The organism is Agrococcus sediminis, assembly GCF_007923295.1.
Taxonomy (GTDB): domain Bacteria; phylum Actinomycetota; class Actinomycetes; order Actinomycetales; family Microbacteriaceae; genus Agrococcus; species Agrococcus sediminis.
The window spans coordinates 240,571-254,289 of record NZ_VOIR01000012.1 but is presented as its reverse complement, the minus strand read 5'-3'; the positions used below and the strand labels follow the sequence as shown (position 1 = coordinate 254,289).

At 73.7% G+C, this 13,719-nt stretch carries 15 protein-coding genes; 14 read left to right on the top strand and 1 reads right to left on the bottom strand.

Annotation, left to right across the window (positions count from 1 at the left end):
* The first annotated feature begins 2 nt into the window (after positions 1-2).
* From FQ330_RS04935 to FQ330_RS04885, 11 genes are all read left to right on the top strand, one after another.
* Positions 3-650 (top strand): hypothetical protein, encoded by a 648-nt coding sequence (locus tag FQ330_RS04935; RefSeq protein ID WP_146355697.1) that lies wholly within the window; start codon positions 3-5, stop codon positions 648-650.
* Between the two features lie 235 nt (positions 651-885).
* Positions 886-1,260, top strand: coding sequence for a 30S ribosomal protein S12 (gene rpsL, locus FQ330_RS04930; RefSeq protein WP_021010916.1), 375 nt, complete (start codon positions 886-888; stop codon positions 1,258-1,260).
* Positions 1,260-1,730 carry a 30S ribosomal protein S7 gene (gene rpsG / locus FQ330_RS04925; protein WP_128189940.1) on the top strand — a complete coding sequence of 157 codons (471 nt, stop codon included), beginning with the start codon at positions 1,260-1,262 and terminating at the stop codon, positions 1,728-1,730. Before rpsL ends, rpsG begins: the two co-directional genes overlap by 1 nt.
* A gap of 88 nt (positions 1,731-1,818) precedes the next feature.
* Positions 1,819-3,933 carry an elongation factor G gene (gene fusA, locus FQ330_RS04920; protein ID WP_128189941.1) on the top strand — a complete coding sequence of 705 codons (2,115 nt, stop codon included), beginning with the start codon at positions 1,819-1,821 and terminating at the stop codon, positions 3,931-3,933.
* 149 nt (positions 3,934-4,082) lie between these two features.
* A complete protein-coding gene (tuf, locus tag FQ330_RS04915) occupies positions 4,083-5,276 on the top strand; it encodes an elongation factor Tu (RefSeq protein ID WP_146355695.1) in 1,194 nt (397 codons plus the stop codon).
* A gap of 85 nt (positions 5,277-5,361) precedes the next feature.
* On the top strand, positions 5,362-6,150 hold the full coding sequence (locus tag FQ330_RS04910) for a hypothetical protein (RefSeq protein ID WP_146355693.1): 789 nt from the start codon (positions 5,362-5,364) through the stop codon (positions 6,148-6,150).
* A 9-nt stretch (positions 6,151-6,159) separates the two neighbouring features.
* The gene (locus FQ330_RS04905; protein ID WP_146355691.1) at positions 6,160-6,591 is read left to right on the top strand and encodes a DUF1801 domain-containing protein; all 432 of its coding nucleotides are present in this window, start codon (positions 6,160-6,162) and stop codon (positions 6,589-6,591) included.
* Positions 6,584-6,814: an SCO4848 family membrane protein gene (locus FQ330_RS04900; protein ID WP_146355689.1), complete on the top strand. Its 231-nt coding sequence runs from the start codon at positions 6,584-6,586 to the stop codon at positions 6,812-6,814. The genes FQ330_RS04905 and FQ330_RS04900 overlap by 8 nt, the downstream gene beginning before the upstream one ends.
* An 88-nt stretch (positions 6,815-6,902) precedes the next feature.
* Positions 6,903-7,382: a hypothetical protein gene (locus FQ330_RS04895; RefSeq protein ID WP_146355687.1), complete on the top strand. Its 480-nt coding sequence runs from the start codon at positions 6,903-6,905 to the stop codon at positions 7,380-7,382.
* A gap of 27 nt (positions 7,383-7,409) precedes the next feature.
* Complete coding sequence (locus FQ330_RS04890) at positions 7,410-7,667, top strand: hypothetical protein (RefSeq protein WP_146355685.1); 258 nt, start codon at positions 7,410-7,412, stop codon at positions 7,665-7,667.
* A gap of 135 nt (positions 7,668-7,802) precedes the next feature.
* On the top strand, positions 7,803-8,342 hold the full coding sequence (locus tag FQ330_RS04885; RefSeq protein WP_146355683.1) for an OsmC family protein: 540 nt from the start codon (positions 7,803-7,805) through the stop codon (positions 8,340-8,342).
* A 4-nt stretch (positions 8,343-8,346) separates the two neighbouring features.
* On the opposite strand, the gene FQ330_RS04880 is transcribed toward FQ330_RS04885, so the two are convergent.
* Positions 8,347-9,093, bottom strand: coding sequence for an IclR family transcriptional regulator (locus FQ330_RS04880; RefSeq protein ID WP_225792693.1), 747 nt, complete (start codon positions 9,091-9,093; stop codon positions 8,347-8,349).
* Positions 9,094-9,237: 144 nt separating this feature from the next.
* On the opposite strand from FQ330_RS04880, the gene hutH reads away from it, so the two are divergent.
* Genes hutH through hutI form a run of 3 tightly spaced genes read left to right on the top strand, consistent with a single transcriptional unit; the run spans position 9,238 to position 13,711 of the window.
* Positions 9,238-10,842 carry a histidine ammonia-lyase gene (hutH, locus tag FQ330_RS04875; RefSeq protein ID WP_146355681.1) on the top strand — a complete coding sequence of 535 codons (1,605 nt, stop codon included), beginning with the start codon at positions 9,238-9,240 and terminating at the stop codon, positions 10,840-10,842.
* Positions 10,842-12,497, top strand: coding sequence for a urocanate hydratase (hutU, locus tag FQ330_RS04870; RefSeq protein WP_128190613.1), 1,656 nt, complete (start codon positions 10,842-10,844; stop codon positions 12,495-12,497). The genes hutH and hutU overlap by 1 nt, the downstream gene beginning before the upstream one ends.
* Positions 12,497-13,711 (top strand): imidazolonepropionase, encoded by a 1,215-nt coding sequence (gene hutI / locus FQ330_RS04865; protein WP_146355679.1) that lies wholly within the window; start codon positions 12,497-12,499, stop codon positions 13,709-13,711. The genes hutU and hutI overlap by 1 nt, the downstream gene beginning before the upstream one ends.
* The last annotated feature ends 8 nt before the right edge of the window (positions 13,712-13,719 follow it).

Below are 13,719 nucleotides of genomic sequence, written 5' to 3'. Positions count from 1 at the left end.
GCATGAGCCTCGTGCTCGCGCTGCCGGCCCGGTGGTTCGCGATGCCGCTCGGACAGCCCGACGCGCCGGCCCGCATCCGTTCCCTCGCCGAGGAGCTGCACGGCGGCGCCGACGACCGCGCGGGCGCCCGCATCGCGCTGCGGCGCAGGCTCGAGGCGGCGCTCGAGCGCGCCGAGGCGGGCGGCGCCGAGCAGCTGCACCTCGGGATCGCGCTCGAGGCCGACGTGCCCATGCCGGCCGCCGCATCCGTCCACCCCGGCATCGCCGTGCCGACCGCGGCGAGCACCGGGCCCGACGACGTGCTGGCCGCCCTCGTGCCGCTCGTGCTGCGCGCCGCGCACGAGGGCGAGGGCGGCACCGCGCGCCCGGGCGCCGACGACCGCGTGCTGCGCTCCGCCGGCTCGCGCATCCTGCGCCGCCCGACGGTGCGCGAGGCGGGCGGCGGGGCGGAGCTCCCCGCGCTCTCGGTCGACTGCTGGATCACCGTGCCGGGCGAGCGCCGCGCGGCGCTGCTGCACCTCGACGTGCCGCTCGTCGCCCCGCCGCAGCTGCTGCTCGCGCTCTGCGACGCGATCGCCCTCGCGGTGCGCTTCGAGCGGCCGATCGCGCTCGCCGACGAGCTGCGCCGCGCGGCCCGCCCGCGCGCTTGACCGTGCATGCGGCGTGGCCCTATCCTTGATCGGGTGTGCGCACATGCGCGCCTTGCGCCATGCGCGAGGAGCGCACGGGCCGCACGTGGGCAGCGGGTCCGAACCCGCCAGCCCCCACGGCATATCCACCACCTGAAGAGGGCACGCGAGAGCGTGCGCGGGGGATCACCGATGGAGCCGGCCCAGCCGGCGAACCACATCGAAACGCTGTCACCGTGCAGCAGGAAGAAGCAACGTGCCCACTATCCAGCAGCTGGTCCGCAAGGGTCGGTCGCCGAAGGTCTCGAAGACCAAGGCGCCGGCGCTGAAGGCGAACCCCCAGCAGCGCGGCGTCTGCACCCGCGTCTACACGACCACCCCCAAGAAGCCCAACTCGGCGCTCCGCAAGGTCGCCCGCGTGAAGCTCTCGAACGGCACCGAGGTCACCGCCTACATCCCCGGTGAGGGCCACAACCTCCAGGAGCACTCGATGGTGCTCGTCCGCGGCGGTCGTGTGAAGGACCTCCCCGGCGTGCGCTACAAGATCGTGCGCGGCGCGCTCGACACCCAGGCAGTGAAGAACCGCAAGCAGGCTCGCAGCCGCTACGGCGCGAAGATGGAGAAGAAGTAATGCCTCGCAAGGGTCCCGCCCCCAAGCGCCCGGTCGTTGCCGATCCCGTCTACGGCGCACCGATCGTCTCGCAGCTCGTCAACAAGATCCTCCTCGACGGCAAGAAGGGCCTCGCCGAGCGCATCGTCTACGGCGCGCTCGCCGGCGTCGGCACCAAGTCGGGCCAGGACGCGGTCGCAGTGCTCAAGAAGGCGCTCGACAACATCCGCCCGACCCTCGAGGTCAAGTCGCGCCGCGTCGGCGGCTCGACCTACCAGGTCCCCGTCGAGGTCAAGCCGCACCGCGCGAACACGCTCGCGCTGCGCTGGCTCGTCTCGTACGCCAAGGCTCGTCGCGAGAAGACGATGACCGAGCGCCTGCAGAACGAGATCCTCGACGCGTCCAACGGCCTCGGCGCCGCGGTGAAGCGTCGCGAGGACACGCACAAGATGGCCGAGTCGAACAAGGCCTTCGCGCACTACCGCTGGTGATCGCCTCCGGGGATCCCGGCCCACGGCCGGGGTCCCCGCAGCGCGGCATCCCCCAACTCCCGCTCCATCCACTCATCGGAGGAACCCTGTGGCACAGGACGTGCTCACCGACCTGAACAAGGTCCGCAACATCGGCATCATGGCCCACATCGATGCCGGCAAGACCACGACGACCGAGCGCATCCTGTTCTACACGGGCGTCAACCACAAGATCGGCGAGACCCACGACGGCGCCTCGACCACCGACTGGATGGAGCAGGAGCAGGAGCGCGGCATCACCATCACGTCGGCCGCCGTGACCTGCTTCTGGGACAAGAACCAGATCAACATCATCGACACCCCCGGCCACGTCGACTTCACGGTCGAGGTCGAGCGCTCGCTCCGCGTGCTCGACGGCGCGGTCGCCGTCTTCGACGGCAAGGAGGGCGTCGAGCCCCAGTCCGAGACCGTCTGGCGCCAGGCCGACAAGTACGACGTCCCGCGCATCTGCTTCGTCAACAAGATGGACAAGATGGGCGCCGACTTCTACTTCACGGTCGACACCATCATCAACCGCCTCGGCGCCCGCCCGCTGGTCATCCAGCTGCCGATCGGCTCGGAGAGCGCCTTCGAGGGCATCGTCGACCTGGTCGAGATGAAGGCGAAGACCTGGCGCGGCGACGCCAAGGGCGACGTGAAGATGGGCGCCGAGTACGCCATCGAGGAGATCCCCGCCGATCTCGTCGAGAAGGCGCAGGAGTACCGCCAGGCGCTGCTCGAGACGGTCGCCGAGACCGACGACGCGCTCATGGAGAAGTACTTCGAGGGCGAGGAGCTCACGGTCGCCGAGATCAAGGCGGCCATCCGCAAGATGACGGTCGCCTCGGAGATCTACCCCGTGCTCTGCGGCTCGGCGTTCAAGAACCGCGGCGTGCAGCCGATGCTCGACGCGGTCGTGGACTACCTGCCGACGCCGCTCGACGTGCCGGCCATCCCCGGCCACGACGTGCGCGACGAAGAGGTCATCATCGAGCGCCACGCCGACCGCGACGAGCCGTTCGCGGCCCTCGCGTTCAAGGTCGCCGTGCACCCGTTCTTCGGCCGCCTCACCTACGTGCGCGTCTACTCGGGCCACGTCGACTCCGGCGCCGCGGTGGCGAACTCCACCAAGGGCAAGAAGGAGCGCATCGGCAAGATCTTCCAGATGCACGCCAACAAGGAGATCCCGGTCGACTCGATGACCGCGGGCCACATCTACGCGGTGATCGGCCTCAAGGACACCACGACCGGCGACACCCTGTGCGACCCGGCAAACCAGGTCGTCCTCGAGTCGATGACGTTCCCCGAGCCCGTCATCGAGGTCGCGATCGAGCCGAAGACGAAGGCCGACCAGGAGAAGCTCTCCCTCGCCATCCAGAAGCTGGCCGAGGAGGACCCGACCTTCCGCACCGAGAACAACCCCGAGACCGGTCAGACGGTCATCAAGGGCATGGGCGAGCTGCACCTCGACATCCTCGTCGACCGCATGAAGCGCGAGTTCAAGGTCGAGGCCAACGTCGGCAAGCCCCAGGTCGCGTACCGCGAGACCATCAAGGGCACCGTCGACAAGTACGACTACACCCACAAGAAGCAGACGGGTGGCTCCGGCCAGTTCGCCAAGGTGCAGATCAAGCTCGAGCCGATGGACCTGGCCGGCGAGGAGACCTACGAGTTCGTGAACGCCGTCACCGGCGGTCGCGTGCCCCGTGAGTACATCCCCTCGGTCGACGCGGGCATGCAGGACGCGATGCAGGTCGGCGTGCTCGCCGGCTTCCCGACGGTCGGCGTCAAGGCGACGCTGCTCGACGGCGCGGCGCACGACGTCGACTCCTCGGAGATGGCGTTCAAGATCGCCGGCTCGATGGCCTACAAGGAGGCAGCGCGCAAGGCTCAGCCGGTGCTCCTCGAGCCGCTCATGGCGGTCGAGGTGCGCACGCCGGAGGAGTACATGGGCGACGTCATCGGCGACCTGAACTCGCGCCGCGGGCAGATCCAGTCGATGGAGGACGCCCAGGGCGTGAAGGTCGTCAAGGCCCTCGTGCCGCTGTCGGAGATGTTCGGCTACGTCGGCGACCTCCGGTCGAAGACCTCGGGCCGCGCCGTCTACTCGATGGAGTTCTCGACCTACGCCGAGGTCCCCAAGGCCGTCGCGGACGAGATCGTCCAGAAGAGCAAGGGCGAGTGACCCGCCGGGGCGGCGCGAGCCGCCCCGGCCCACCGTCGGCCCGCTCGGTTTCGCGTGGACCGGCGAGCCAAGTACCATATTCCAACACCACCCGAACGCCTGCCGCGGACGCGGCGGTGCACTCATGAGAACAGTCCTAGGAGGACACAGTGGCTAAGGCCAAGTTCGAGCGGACCAAGCCGCACGTCAACATCGGAACGATCGGTCACGTCGACCACGGCAAGACGACGCTGTCGGCGGCCATCTCGAAGGTCCTTGCAGACAAGTACCCGTCGGCGACCAACGTGCAGCGCGACTTCGCCTCGATCGACTCCGCTCCCGAGGAGCGCCAGCGCGGCATCACGATCAACATCTCGCACATCGAGTACGAGACGCCGAAGCGCCACTACGCGCACGTCGACGCGCCGGGTCACGCTGACTACATCAAGAACATGATCACGGGTGCTGCCCAGATGGACGGCGCGATCCTCGTGGTCGCCGCCACCGACGGCCCGATGGCGCAGACGCGCGAGCACGTGCTGCTCGCCAAGCAGGTGGGCGTGCCGTACCTGATGGTCGCGCTCAACAAGTCCGACATGGTCGACGACGAGGAGATCCTCGAGCTCGTCGAGCTGGAGGTCCGCGAGCTCCTCTCGAGCCAGGACTTCGACGGCGACAACGCCCCCGTCGTGCGCGTCTCGGCGCTCAAGGCGCTCGAGGGCGAGGAGAAGTGGGTCGACGCGATCCTCGAGCTCATGCAGGCCGCCGACGACAACATCCCGGACCCGGTCCGCGACCGCGACAAGCCGTTCCTCATGCCGATCGAGGACGTCTTCACCATCACCGGCCGTGGCACGGTCGTCACGGGTCGCGCCGAGCGCGGCACGCTCGCGATCAACTCCGAGGTCGAGATCGTCGGCATCCGCCCGACGCAGAAGACCACGGTCACGGGCATCGAGATGTTCCACAAGCAGCTCGACGAGGCGTGGGCCGGCGAGAACTGCGGTCTGCTGCTCCGCGGCACCAAGCGCGAGGACGTCGAGCGCGGCCAGGTCGTCGTGAAGCCGGGCTCGGTCACGCCGCACACCAACTTCGAGGGCACGGCGTACATCCTGTCCAAGGACGAGGGCGGCCGCCACAACCCGTTCTTCACGAACTACCGCCCGCAGTTCTACTTCCGCACCACCGACGTCACCGGCGTCATCTCGCTGCCCGAGGGCACCGAGATGGTCATGCCCGGCGACACCACCGACATGACGGTCGAGCTGATCCAGCCGATCGCCATGGAGGAGGGTCTCGGCTTCGCCATCCGCGAGGGTGGCCGCACGGTCGGCGCCGGCACGGTCACGAAGATCGTCAAGTAGTCCACTCGGACCACAGCGAAGGGCCCCGCTCCGGCGGGGCCCTTCCGCGTATCCGGCGGCGCGCGGCGACGCGTACGATGCGAGCATGCAGCCGGCCGACCACGACGCCCTGACCGCGGCCCTCGTCGAGTGGGCCGAGCGGGCCGACGGCGTGCTCGGGCTCGTGCTCCTCGGGAGCACCGCCGGCACGGCGCACCGGGCCGACGACTGGAGCGACCACGACTTCTTCGTGATCGCCGAGGCGGATGCCGCCCCGCGCCTGCGCGCGAGCACCGCCTGGCTGCCGGTGCCCCCGGCGCGGATCGTGCTGCACGAGCGCGACACCGAGCACGGCGCCTGGGTCGTGACCGACGACGGCCATCTGCTGGAGTACGCGGTGTTCACGCCGGAGGAGCTGGCCGAGAGCCGCTCCGACGCGCACCGCGTCGCCGTCGACCGCCTCGGCGACCTGCCGGAGCGCATCCGCCCGACCCTCGTGCCGCCGTCCCGCGATCCGGGCACCGTGGCGACGGCGCTGCTGCGGGCGCTGCTCGTCGGCGGCGGCCGCGCCGCCCGCGGCGAGCGGCTCGTGGCGCGCCGGCACCTGCTCGAGGCGGCTGGCGGCGTGCTGGTGCTGGCGCGCCTGCTCGAGCCCGCGGTGTCGCCGGTGGCCGACGCGCAGGACCCGTGGCGGCGGGCCGAGCGGACGCATCCCGCGCTCGCGGCCGAGCTCGACGCGATCCTCGCCCGCTCCGACGCGCGGGCCGCCGGCGACCTCGCCGCGCTCGCAGAGCGCGTCGCGGGGGCGTCGCCGTGGTGGCCCGCCGCGCTGTCGGCCGCGGTGCGCCGCCGGCTCACTGCCGCGCGCGGGCCCGAGCGGTCCGCACGCGCGTAGCCTGGACGCATGGCAGAGCCGAAGACGCAGCCGACCGACGCCTCCGTCGAGGCGTTCCTCGACGCCGCGCAGCCCGCCCGTCGCGTCGAGGAGGGGCACCGGCTCGACCGCATCATGCGCGAGGAGACCGGCGCCGAGCCCGTGCTCTGGGGGCCGTCGATGGTGGGCTACGGCAGCTACCGCTACGTCTCGCCGTCGCCCACCTCGCGGACGGAGGGCGAGTGGCCGAAGGTCGCGTTCTCGCCGCGGAAGGGCGCGCTGTCGCTCTACGGGCTCAAGGACCTGCCCGAGGGTGCGGCGCTGCTGCCCGAGCTCGGCGCGTACACCGAGGGCGCGGGCTGCGTCTACGTCAAGCGCCTCGAGCTCGTCGACGAGGGCGTGCTGCGCCGGCTCATCCGCATCGCGTGGAGCCGCGAGGACGACCGGCGGGCCGATGGCTGAGGCGGCCGGGGTCACCGGCGCCGTGCTGCTGCTCGTCGGCGCCGCCTTCAGCGTCGTCGTGTGGCCGGCATTCCTGCGCCGCGTCGCGCGCGACGAGCGGGCGAGGGATGCGCAGGGCCGGCCGACGCGGTTCCTCACCGTGCACGTGACGCTCGTCGCGATCGCGATCGTGATCGCGATCGCCCAGGCGGTCGCCGGCATCTGGTGGCTGCTCGCGCGCTGACGCCCCCGCGTCGATGCCGCTCCCAGGCTCCGGTGCTCTACTGGCTGCGCCGGCGCACCGGCGTCGGCCAGGAACGAGAGGTGCGAGCATGGCAGACAGCGACATCCGCGACGGCGGCGACCAGCCGCTCGACGACGAGCAGCCCCTCCCCACCGGCGGCGAGCCGCCGGCGCCGGCGCCGAACGCCGACCGCGACGGGCAGGCCGACTTCGCGGCCGAGGCGACCGGAGAGCGCTACGAGCGCGTCGTGCAGGAGGGCCTCGACCGCATCGACGAGCATCGCGAGCGCATCGCGGAGCTCGAGGCCGAGCAGCCGGGCGGCAGCCCCGAGGAGCCGGGCGAGCCGCTGCAGCCCGGGCCCGGCGCACCCGAGGCCCCCGGGGCGCCCGGCACCCCCGACGTGCCGGGAGCGCCCGCCGGTCCGGGCGGCCCCGACGCCCCCGTGCCCGGAGCGCCCGGAGCGCCCGAGGCGCCGCAGGGGCCCGGAACGCTCGACCCGACCGCGCCCGTGGGCGACCCGGCCGGCGACGCGACCGCGCTCGACGACACCGACCGCGCGCAGCCCTGAGCCGCGCGCCCAGCAGAGGAGGGCCAGATGGTGCAGCACGAGGAGGACGAGGAGCCGCGCCGCGACGAGGACGCCCCGGAGCTCGCGGTCGACGCCGATGCGCCGGCCGACGTCCCCGGCGACATGTCGGGCAGGTCGTTCGACGAGCTCGCGGATCGCGCACGGGCGGCGATCGAGCGGGAGCACCTCGCCGACCACGCCGACCTCGACCCGGACGACGCATCCCTGACCGCGCAGGCGCAGGCGTCGCCGCCGCGGCCGGACGCCGACGACCGGCCCGTCTGAGGCGGCGGTCGCGGGTCGACGGCACGGCGGCTCTGTGACGCCCCGCGACGCCGCGTGACGCCGTGCGACGCGGCGGGCTTCCGCGCCCGCCGCGTCGCTCCCTAGCGTGTGGATCCCCGAACCGAGGAGATCCGCATGAGCATCACCACCGCATCCGCCGCCCCCGTCACCGACGCCGACCGCGAGGCGCGCCTCGACGAAGCCGAGCGCGCATGGGGCGAGCGGCTCGCCGCCGACGTCGCGAACGCCCGGCTCGTCTTCCGCGCCGACGGCGAGGCCCAGGGCGCGGTCGCGACGCGCATCCGCGCCGGCCGGCACGAGTGGCTCATCGACGAGCCGGCCGGCCTCGCGGGCGACGACGCCGGCGCGAGCCCCGTGGAGGCGGCGCTCGGCGCGCTGCTCGCGTGCCAGACCGTCGTCTACCGCCTGTACGCCAAGCGGCTCGGGCTCGCGATCGACCGGCTCGAGCTGCGCGCCGAGGGCGACCTCGACGTGCGCGGCCTGTTCGGCGCCGACGACGTGCGCCCCGGGTTCGCCGGCGTGCGGGTCGTCGTCGACATCGACGGCCCCCACGAGCGCGCCCGCTTCGAGGAGCTGCGCCGGCTCGTCGACGCGCACTGCCCCGTGCACGACCTCTTCTCGAACCCGACGCCGGTCGAGACCCGCCTGGCCTGACGTCTCAGCCGCCGCCGAGCCTGCGCGTCAGCTCGGCGGCGGCCGCGGCGCTCGCGCCGCCGAGCGCCGCCCACGCGGCCTCGTCGGCGTCGACCAGCCGGAACGTGAGGCCCACCGACGCCGCGGGGTAGCCGGCGGCGTCGCGGGCGGCGGCCGCGACGGAGCCGTAGGCCGCGTCGACCTCGCCGTCCTCGGTCGCCCAGCCGCGCCGCCGCACCCCCGCGAGCAGCGCGGTGAGGGCGGACCGCGTCGCCGGCCGCTCGCCGGCCAGGTCGCGGTCGTGCGGCAGCAGCGCCCGCACCTGGTCGTCGCCGAGCGCCGCGAGCATCGCGCGGCCGGTCGCCGTGCGCACCGCGGGCAGCCGCACGCCCACGCGCGAGACCGTCACGGGGGATCGGCGCCCCTCGCCGCGCCCGGCGTAGGCGACGTCGCTGCCGGCGAGCACCGCGAGGTGGCTCGTCGCGGGGATCGGCGATCGCGCGACGAGCCGGTCGAGGATCGGCTGCGCGAGCCGCTCGAGCCGGGTCGCGGCCGCGACGCGCGAGCCGATCTGCTGCACCCGCGCGCTCGGGCCCCAGGCGCCGAGCTCCGGGTAGTGCACGAGGAAGCCCTCGTCGCGCATGACCTGGAGCAGCTGGTACGCGCTCGAGCGAGGCAGGCCCAGCTCGCGCGCGATGGTCGCGGCCCGCACGGGCCCTGCCTGCTCGGCGAGCAGCGACAGCACGCGCAGAGCGCTCCTGGCCGCCGGCATCCGCGGCATCCCCATCGGCACCCTCCGCTCGTCGCGGCCCCGCCCCGGCCGCTGATCGCCCCAGTGTAGGCGGCGTCCGATATCTCAGACACGAAGCTGCGCCAGGCGGATGCGCGCGCCCGGCCGGGGCGCTGGAATGGCGGCATGGCAGTGGTCATCGGAGACGCCCCCCTCACGCGGCACCAGGTGGTGCAGGTCGCCCGATTCGACGCGCGGGTCGAGCTGAGCCCCGCGGCGCTCGAGCGCATCGACGCGGCCCGCGTCGTCATCGACGCGCTCGCGGCCGACGATCGGCCGCACTACGGCATCTCGACCGGCTTCGGCGCGCTCGCGAACACCGCCATCGCGCCCGGCGACCGCACGCGCCTGCAGCAGTCGCTCATCCGCTCGCACGCCGCCTCGAGCGGCGAGGCGGTCGAGCGCGAGGTCGTGCGCGGCCTCATGCTGCTGCGCCTCCAGACGCTCGCGACCGGGCGCACCGGCGTGCGCCGCGCCACCGCCGAGCTCTACGCCGCGATGCTCAACGCCGGCATCACGCCCGTGGTCGGTGAGTACGGGTCGCTCGGCTGCTCGGGCGACCTCGCGCCGCTGTCGCACGTGGCGCTCGCGGCGATGGGCGAGGGCGTCGTCGAGGTGAGCGGGCCGGGGCGGCTCGACGGCGAGGTCATGGATGCGTCGGCCGCGCTCGAGCGCGCCGGCCTCGCACCCGTCGTGCTCGCCGAGAAGGAGGGCCTCGCGCTCGTCAACGGCACCGACGGCATGCTCGCGATGCTCTGCCTCGCGCTCGCCGACCTCGACAAGCTGCTCGCGACCGCCGACCTCGCCGCCGCGATGAGCGTCGAGGGGCTGCTCGGCACCGATGCGCCGTTCGCCGCCGACCTCATGGCGCTGCGCCCGCACCCGGGCCAGGCGGCGAGCGCCGCGACGATCGCGGCGCTGCTCGAGGGCAGCCCGATCGTCGCGAGCCACAAGGGGCCCGAGGACACGCGCGTGCAGGACGCCTACTCGCTGCGCTGCGCCCCGCAGGTGCACGGCACCGCTCGCGACACGGCGGCGCACGCGGCCCGCGTGGCTGAGGTCGAGCTCGCGAGCGCGATCGACAACCCCGTGGTGCTGGCCGACGGCCGGGTGGTGTCGAACGGCAACTTCCACGGCGCGCCGGTCGCGGCCGTGCTCGACTTCCTCGCCATCTCGATCGCCGACGTCGCGTCGATGAGCGAGCGCCGCTCCGACCGCTTCCTCGACCCCGCGCGCTCGTGGGGCCTCCCGCCGTTCCTCGCCGATGACCCGGGCGTCGACTCGGGCCTGATGATCGCGCAGTACACGCAGGCGGGGATCGTCTCCGAGCTGAAGCGCCTCGCGGTGCCGGCCTCGGTCGACTCGATCCCGTCGAGCGCGATGCAGGAGGACCACGTCTCGATGGGCTGGGGCGCCGCGCGCAAGCTGCGCCGCGCCGTCGACGGCCTCGGCCGGGTGCTCGCGATCGAGGTGATGACGGCCGCGCGCGGCATCGAGCTGCGCGCCGAGCCCGCGGGGGAGCGCACCGGTCGCGTGATCGCAGGGCTGCGGCGCCTCGTGCCGGGCATCGGGCCCGACCGGTTCCTCGCCCGCGACATCGAGGCATCCGTCGCCTTCGTGGTCGGCGGGGGCGCGCTCATCGAGGCGGGGCTGGCCGAGGGCGGCGAGGCGTGGACGGCGGATGCCGACGAGGCGTTCCAGGTGGGGATCGAGCGAGAGGGAGGCGCATGATGCGCGGAGCACGACCGGTGCGCGCGGCGCGCGGCAGCGAGCTGACGGCGAAGGGCTGGCAGCAGGAGGCGGCGCTGCGCATGCTCATGAACAACCTCGATCCGGAGGTCGCCGAGCACCCCGACGAGCTCGTCGTCTACGGCGGCACGGGCAGGGCGGCCCGCGACTGGGCGAGCTACGACGCCATCGTGCGCGAGCTCGAGGCCCTCGAGGACGACGAGACCCTGCTCGTGCAGTCGGGCCGGCCGGTCGGCGTGATGCGCACCCACGCGTGGGCACCGCGCGTGCTCATCGCCAACTCCAACCTCGTCGGCGACTGGGCGACGTGGCCCGAGTTCCGCCGGCTCGAGGCCGCGGGGCTCACGATGTACGGCCAGATGACCGCAGGCAGCTGGATCTACATCGGCACGCAGGGCATCCTGCAGGGCACCTACGAGACGTTCGGCGCGGTCGCGGCGAAGCTCGGCCGCGAGAGCCTCGCCGGCACGATCACCCTCACCGCGGGCCTCGGCGGCATGGGCGGCGCGCAGCCGCTCGCCGTCACCATGAACGACGGCGTCGCGATCTGCGTCGAGGTCGACCCGAGCCGCATCCGCCGCCGCATCGAGCACCGCTACCTCGACGTGGAGGCGACGGATGTGGCAGATGCGCTCGCGCGCGCCGTCGAGGCGAGGGACGCCGGGCGCGCGCTCTCGATCGGCCTCTGCGCGAACGCCGCCGACGTGGTGCCCGAGCTGCTCCGGATGGGCGCGCCGATCGACGTCGTCACCGACCAGACGAGCGCGCACGACCCGCTGGCCTACCTGCCGAGCGGCGTCGCGTTCGACGACTGGGAGGCGGAGCGCACGCGCGACCCGGAGGGCTTCACCGAGCGCGCACGCGCCTCGATGGCGCGGCACGTCGAGGCGATGGTCGGCTTCCAGGCCGCCGGCGCCGAGGTCTTCGACTACGGCAACTCGATCCGCGCCGAGGCGAGGCTCGGCGGCTTCGAGGACGCCTTCGCGTTCCCCGGCTTCGTGCCCGCCTACATCCGCCCGCTCTTCTGCGAGGGCAAGGGACCGTTCCGCTGGGCGGCGCTCTCGGGCGACCCGGAGGACATCCGGCGCACCGACGAGGCGATCCTCGAGCTGTTCCCCGAGAACCGCCGCCTCGAGCGCTGGATCCGCATGGCGCAGGAGCGCGTGCACTTCCAGGGCCTGCCGGCGCGCATCTGCTGGCTCGGTGCGGGGGAGCGGCACCTCGCGGGCCTGCGCTTCAACGAGATGGTCGCGAGCGGCGAGCTCTCGGCGCCGATCGTGATCGGCCGCGACCACCTCGACGCGGGCTCGGTCGCGAGCCCGTACCGCGAGACCGAGGCGATGCGCGACGGCTCCGACGCGATCGCCGACTGGCCGCTGCTCAACGCGCTCGTCGCCACGGCCTCGGGCGCGAGCTGGGTGTCGATCCACCACGGCGGCGGCGTCGGCATCGGCCGCTCGATCCACGCCGGGCAGGTGACCGTCGCCGACGGGACGGCGCTCGCGGCCGAGAAGCTCGAGCGGGTGCTCACGAACGACCCGGCCATGGGCGTCATCCGGCACGTCGACGCCGGCTACGACGAGGCGATCGGCTTCGCCGAGGCGCACGGCGTGCCGATCCCGATGCGGCGCGGCTGATGTCGACCCTCGTCACGGGCATCGGCGAGCTCACCACGAACGACGACGAGCTCGGACGGATGCGCGACGCGGCCGTCGTGCTCGAGGGCGGGCTCGTGGCGTGGGTCGGTCAGGCCGCCGCTGCGCCCGCCGCCGACGCGCGCGTCGACGTCGCCGGCCGCGCCGTGCTGCCGGGGTGGGTCGACAGCCACACCCACCTCGTCTTCGCCGGCGACCGCACCGCCGAGTTCGAGGCGCGCATGGCGGGGGAGCCGTACGCGGCGGGCGGCATCGGCGTCACCGTCGCGGCGACCCGGGCCGCGAGCGACGACGAGCTGGCCGCGAACCTCGACCGGCTCGCCGACGAGGCGCTCCGCGGCGGCACGACGGCGCTCGAGGTGAAGACGGGCTACGGGCTCACGGTCGCCGACGAGCTGCGCTCGGCGCGCATCGCCGCCGCCCGCGCCGACGCCGTCACCTTCCTCGGCGCGCACCTCGTGCCGGAGGGCTCGGATGCGCAGGGCTACGTCGACCTCGTCGCGGGCGAGATGCTCGAGGCCGTCGCGCCGCACGTCGACGCGGTCGACGTCTTCTGCGAGCGCGGCGCCTTCGACGAGCAGCAGTCGCGGCGGGTGCTGGAGGCCGCTCGGGCGCGCGGGCTCGCCCTGCGTGTGCACGGCAACCAGCTCGGGCCCGGCCCCGGCACGCGGCTCGCAGTGGAGCTCGGCGCGCTGAGCGTCGACCACGTCGCCTTCCTCGACGACGACGAGGTGGCGATGCTCGCCGACAGCTGGCACGGCGGCCGCGGCACGGTGGCCACGGTGCTGCCCGCGTGCGACCTGTCGACCCGCATGCCGCTCGCACCCGCCCGCCGGCTGCTCGACGCGGGCGCCGTCGTGGCGATCGCGAGCAACTGCAACCCGGGCACGAGCTACACGACGTCGATGGCGTACTGCGTCGCGACCGCGGTGCTGCAGATGGGCCTGACGGTCGAGGAGGCCGTGCGCGCGGCGACCCTCGGCGGTGCGGCGGCCATCGACCGCGACGCGCCCCGCACGGGCCGCGACGGCCGGCCGCTCGCGCCCCTCGGACGCATCCGCCCCGGTGCGCGCGCCGACCTGCAGGTGCTCGACGCGCCCTCGGTCACCCACCTCGCCTACCGGCCCGGCGTGCCGCTCGTGCACGCCGTCTGGCGCGCGGGCGACCTCGTCGTGGCGCCCGACCGGCTGTCGTAGCGACGCAC